Source organism: Planctomycetota bacterium (genome assembly GCA_039182125.1).
Lineage (GTDB): Bacteria > Planctomycetota > Phycisphaerae > Tepidisphaerales > Tepidisphaeraceae > JBCDCH01.
In genome coordinates, this window is sequence record JBCDCH010000126.1 from 1 (window position 1) to 4,646 (window position 4,646).

Consider the following 4,646-nt stretch of genomic DNA (forward strand, 5'->3'; position numbering starts at 1 on the left):
GCGGGCAACTCGGCGTTAGCTGGCCGGAAGCAGCCGCCGAGGCGATCGACGTGCTCGTGATCGAGGGCGGCTGGCGGTTGCTTGCGTTGGTGCTGTTCGTCGCGGCGTATCCGTGGCTCTGCGTCGGGGCACTGCTGATCTTCCAGCAAACACTGCGGCGGGCCGGCGTCGGGGTCGGGCACGTCCTGCGGGCCGGGCTCTACGGGGCCGACATGCGGCTACCGATCCTCATCGGCGGCCTGATGCTCATCGCCTTCACGCTCTTCGACCCGCGTTCGGCGTGGGACTTTTTCGGCATCTTGGCCGTGGCGCTACTTGCCACTTTCGTCCTCACGGTCATCGGGCTGACGATTGCGCAGGCGATGTACCTGCGCCTCCCGCACACCTATCGCACGGCGTTGTCGATCCACGTCATGCTGTTTCTGCTGTTGGTCATCGTCATCCTGCAGATCGGTACACGGACCTAGGGCAAGACGATAGCCGAGAGCCAACGACTCACTGTCGCGGCTATTGAGTTGTGATTCTGGAGCGTTAGCTTCCGACGCATGCCGTCCTTCGATCATGACGTCGCGTTGGAGTTTCTCGTGGAGATGCAGTTGGCGGTCCGCGACGCGATCGTTGCATCGCGCGGGAAGCAGCTCGCCGGCGTCGACAAAACGACGGCGGCGGACACGATCTATGCGATCGATGCGGTGGTAGAGCCGGCGGTGCTAGACGTGTGCCGGGAGTGGGCGAAGCGGCAACCGATGGTGCTGATCGCCGAAGGGATCGAGCGGGAGGACGGGACCGAGGGGCCGGTGAAACTCGGCGATGGCGAGCCGGTGATTCGTGTGATCCTCGATCCGATCGACGGAACGCGCGGCATCATGCACGACAAGCGGGCCGCCTGGAGTTTGGGCGGTGTCGCACCGGACAAGGGCGACGGTACCCGCCTGCGCGACATCGAGGTCGCGGCCATGACCGAGCTACCCACGAGCAAGATGGGCCAGGCCGACGTGTTGACCGCCTCGACCCAGCTCGGGCTGCGCGGCGAGAGGCACGACCTGCTGAACAGAGGCGTTGTCGATCTACCGATCCGTCCTTCGACGGCAACCACGGTCGAGCACGGCTTCGCCAGCGTCGCCAGTTTTTTCCCCGGCACGATGACCCTCGCCGCGGAACTGACCGAAGCACTCATGGCCACCCAGCTCGGCCCCGCCGATGTCGCCAAGGCGTCGGTCTTCGTCGACCAGTACATTTCGACCGGCGGACAGTGGTACGAGTTGATCGTCGGCCATGACCGGTTCAACGCCGACCTTCGTCCCGCCTTCTACGAGCGACTCGGAGCGGGAGCGGGGCTTTGTTGCCACCCGTACGACTGTGCGTCGTGGTTAGTGGCCGAAATGGCGGGGGTGATCCTGACCGATGTCGCCGGCAAGCCGTTGGACGGGCCGATGGATTTGTTGACCGGAATCAACTGGGTCGGCTACGCCAACAAAACGCTGCAGTCCCGACTCGAACCGGAACTGCAGCGTTGGATGGGTGTTTGAGATGGTCAGCGTCAGCTACGCATCCGCTTGGCGAGCTTGTTGTACACGCCCAACGCGATAAATGTGGGCGCCCACTGACCGACGAACAAAGCGTCACGCTCGCGGCCCATGAGTTTCAAAGTCAGTGAAGCCGCGATCGAACCGCCGGCCAGCCACATGAAGGTGTCGCTGGGTACTTGCTTCACCGAATCTTCGATGAGGTGCGGTGCGTCGAAATCGGTACGTTCCTGGGTGGGTGTCTGCATGGTGTGTCTCCGTGATAGGTGTTGCGTGTCGTTGCAGGAGGGGCAAACACCATGCCGGACGTGCGAGGGTTTGTGCGACTTTTCTCGATGCCGCGTATGCTTCTCGCCCCATGGCTGACGCATCGGACGTTGAACTCACGAATGTAACCAAGCGTTTCGGCTCGCACACGGCGGTCGATGACGTGTCGGTCTCCGTGCCCGCCGGCAGTTGCTACGGCTTCATCGGGCCCAACGGCTCGGGCAAGACGACCACGCTGCGGATGATCATGCGGATCTTCCACCCCGACGACGGCGTCGTCCGCGTACTCGGGGCCGACCACAGCACCCGGCCCGACGATCGCGTCGGCTACCTGCCCGAGGAGCGCTCCCTGTACAAGGGCATGAAGGTCCGCGAGGTCCTGGCGTTCATGAACAAGATGAAGGGCTACACGCCGAGCAAGGGCGAGATCGACGAGGCGCTCGACCGCATCGGCCTCGATGGCTGGGCCGACAAGAAGGTCGAGCAGCTCTCCAAGGGCATGAGCCAGAAGGTGCAGTTCCTCGCGACGACCATGCCCAAACCCAAACTCGTGCTGCTCGACGAAGTGTTCAGCGGGCTCGACCCGGTCAATCAGGTCGTCATCCGCGACGCGATCTTCGCCCTGCGCGACGCGGGGACGACGGTGATCTTCAGCACCCACGACATGAGCACCGCCGAGCGGATGTGCGACCAGATTTTCATGATCTACAAGGGCAAGAAAGTCCTCGACGGCACACTCGACGCCATCAAGCACGAGCACGGCGAGGACGTGTTACGCGTCGAAGTGCCCGGCGCAACCCACGACCAACTCTCCGCTCTGCCCGGCGTACACGGCATCATCGACCACGGCAGCCTGCGCGAGCTCGCCATCGCCGTTGACGCCGACCGCTCGGAAATCCTGCGGCAACTGACCACGCTCGGCGACGTGCGTCACTTCGAGATTGCCCGCCCATCGCTGCAGGACATCTTCGTTCGCATCGCCTCCCCCGCTGTCGAAGACCTCGCCGCCCCGCTGCCCGCAACCGACGCCGCGTAACCCGGACCCACCCATGTCGAAAATCTGGACCGTTACCGTTCGTGAATACCTCGCGGCCGTGAAGACCAAGGGGTTCATCGTCGGCCTGATCATGATGCCGATCCTGATGGGTTTCGGCTTCGTCGCGGGCCAGTTTGCTCAGAGCGTCGGCGATGGCAGCACCCGCAAGGTCGCCATCATCGACCACACCGGCGGCACCGTCTACGACATGATCGAGGCCGCGGTCGAACGTCACAACGCGAAGCCTCAGGTGCTCGGAAGCGGCGAAGACGAGGACGGCGAACCGATCACGCGCCAGACCGAACCGAAGTTCGTGATCGAACGCATTGATGCGACCGACCTCGATACGCAACGCGTCGATCTCTCCGACCGTGTGCGTAGCGGCGAGCTGTTGGCGTTCGTGGAAGTCGGCGAAGACTTGCTGCAACCGAAGATGAAGCAGCTCAACCCCGACGACCTCAAGGAACTCGAAGAGGCCGCCCAAAGTCCGACCGCCGCGCTGGGCGCGATGGACATCCTCGGCAATCTTCAGACCGACTCGAGCGTCGTTCGTTACGTCTCGAACAAGCCGACTTACCGCACGTTCACCAACCTGCTCAACCGTGAGCTTCGCCAGCCCGTGCAGTTCAAGCGGATGGCCAACGCCAACATCAACCTCGGCGTCGTGAGCCAGGTCATGCAGCTGGCCACGCCGATGGCCATCCAGGACGGCGGGCTCTACGAAAAGACCGAGACCGGCGAAGTCGCGGAGGAAAGGAAAGGCGGTCGGCTGATCGCCGCGTTCGCCGTGCCGATCGGGCTGCTGGCGGTGATGTTTCTCGTCGTGATGACCGGCGTCTCGCCCATGACGACCAACGTCATCGAGGAGAAGCAGCTACGCATCGCCGAGGTGTTACTCAGCGGCGCCCGGCCGTTCGAGATCATGATGGGCAAGCTCCTCGGCGGCGTCGGCACGGCGCTCACGCTCGGCATCGTCTATGTCGCCGGCGCATACGCCACGGCCGCCTACTTCGGCTTCGCCCAGTTCGTGCCGCCGATGACGCTCGTCTGGTTCGTCGTGTTCACGATCCTGACCGCCCTGCTGTTCGGCGCGATGTTCACCGCGGCCGGGGCGGCCGTGAACAACATCAAGGAAGCCCAGTCGTTGATGACGCCGATCATCCTGCTGTTGGTCGTTCCGATCAGCCTTGTGATGCCGGTGGTGGAGGATCCCAACAGCACGCTCTCCACGTTCCTCGGACTCTTCCCGTTCACGGCCAGCATCATCGGCCTGGTGCGCCTCGCGGTACCTCCGGGCGTGCCACTCTGGCAAACGCTCCTCGCCGTCGCCAGCAGCCTGGCTGGCACGATCGCCGTCATCTGGCTCGCCGGCAGAATCTTCCGCGTCGGCATGCTCAGCTACGGAAAAGCACCCACCCCACGACAACTCGTGGGATGGGTGCTGAAGGGGTGATCCTACTAGATCCACCTACTGGGTAACGAGCTTTACCTCAAGCTCTTTCTTTTCACCCGGCTTGAGACGGATGGTTGCCGCTCGGAACCCATCTCGCCCTTGGACACCTGCCTCGTACCGGTAGCGCCCGGGCTCGAGGTTTTTGAACTCGAACTTGCCATCTTTGTCCGTCATCGTGGCACCGGCTGGTTTGCCAGCCTTACTAGTGCGACCTTTCCCGCCACGATTCCCCTTTTGTGCGTACATGTCAGGTAGGGCCCCAAGGCTTTCATCGAAACTCCGCTGGCGGGCTCCACCAGATCGGTTTGTGCCTTCACCGAGCCCACCCCCGTAATCGATGGCTTTGAAAAGCCGTACAGGTGCC

Annotated in this window: 6 protein-coding genes; 4 read left to right on the forward strand and 2 right to left on the reverse strand. The window is 63.3% G+C overall.

Annotated elements, in window-relative coordinates; genetic code table 11:
• Positions 1–467, forward strand: a 467-nt coding sequence (locus tag AAGD32_18340) for a hypothetical protein (protein MEM8876208.1), incomplete at its 5' end; no start/stop codon positions are given.
• A gap of 78 nt (positions 468–545) precedes the next feature.
• On the forward strand, positions 546–1,529 hold the full coding sequence (locus AAGD32_18345) for an inositol monophosphatase (protein MEM8876209.1): 984 nt from the start codon (positions 546–548) through the stop codon (positions 1,527–1,529).
• A gap of 11 nt (positions 1,530–1,540) precedes the next feature.
• Here AAGD32_18345 and AAGD32_18350 read toward each other — a convergent pair whose 3' ends face one another.
• Complete coding sequence (locus AAGD32_18350; protein ID MEM8876210.1) at positions 1,541–1,774, reverse strand: hypothetical protein; 234 nt, start codon at positions 1,772–1,774, stop codon at positions 1,541–1,543.
• Positions 1,775–1,884: 110 nt separating this feature from the next.
• Here AAGD32_18350 and AAGD32_18355 point away from each other — a divergent pair, with 110 nt between their 5' ends.
• A complete protein-coding gene (locus tag AAGD32_18355; protein ID MEM8876211.1) occupies positions 1,885–2,829 on the forward strand; it encodes an ATP-binding cassette domain-containing protein in 945 nt (314 codons plus the stop codon).
• A gap of 13 nt (positions 2,830–2,842) precedes the next feature.
• Positions 2,843–4,282: an ABC transporter permease gene (locus AAGD32_18360; protein MEM8876212.1), complete on the forward strand. Its 1,440-nt coding sequence runs from the start codon at positions 2,843–2,845 to the stop codon at positions 4,280–4,282.
• A 15-nt stretch (positions 4,283–4,297) separates the two neighbouring features.
• Here AAGD32_18360 and AAGD32_18365 read toward each other — a convergent pair.
• On the reverse strand, positions 4,298–4,646 hold a 349-nt coding region (locus AAGD32_18365), incomplete at its 5' end, for a carboxypeptidase-like regulatory domain-containing protein (protein ID MEM8876213.1).

Coding starts and splice junctions, on each gene's coding strand:
- AAGD32_18345 (MEM8876209.1), top strand. CDS start 546: ATGCCGTCCTTCGATCATGACGTCGCGTTGGAGTTTCTCGTGGAGATG.
- AAGD32_18350 (MEM8876210.1), bottom strand. CDS start 1,774: ATGCAGACACCCACCCAGGAACGTACCGATTTCGACGCACCGCACCTC.
- AAGD32_18355 (MEM8876211.1), top strand. CDS start 1,885: ATGGCTGACGCATCGGACGTTGAACTCACGAATGTAACCAAGCGTTTC.
- AAGD32_18360 (MEM8876212.1), top strand. CDS start 2,843: ATGTCGAAAATCTGGACCGTTACCGTTCGTGAATACCTCGCGGCCGTG.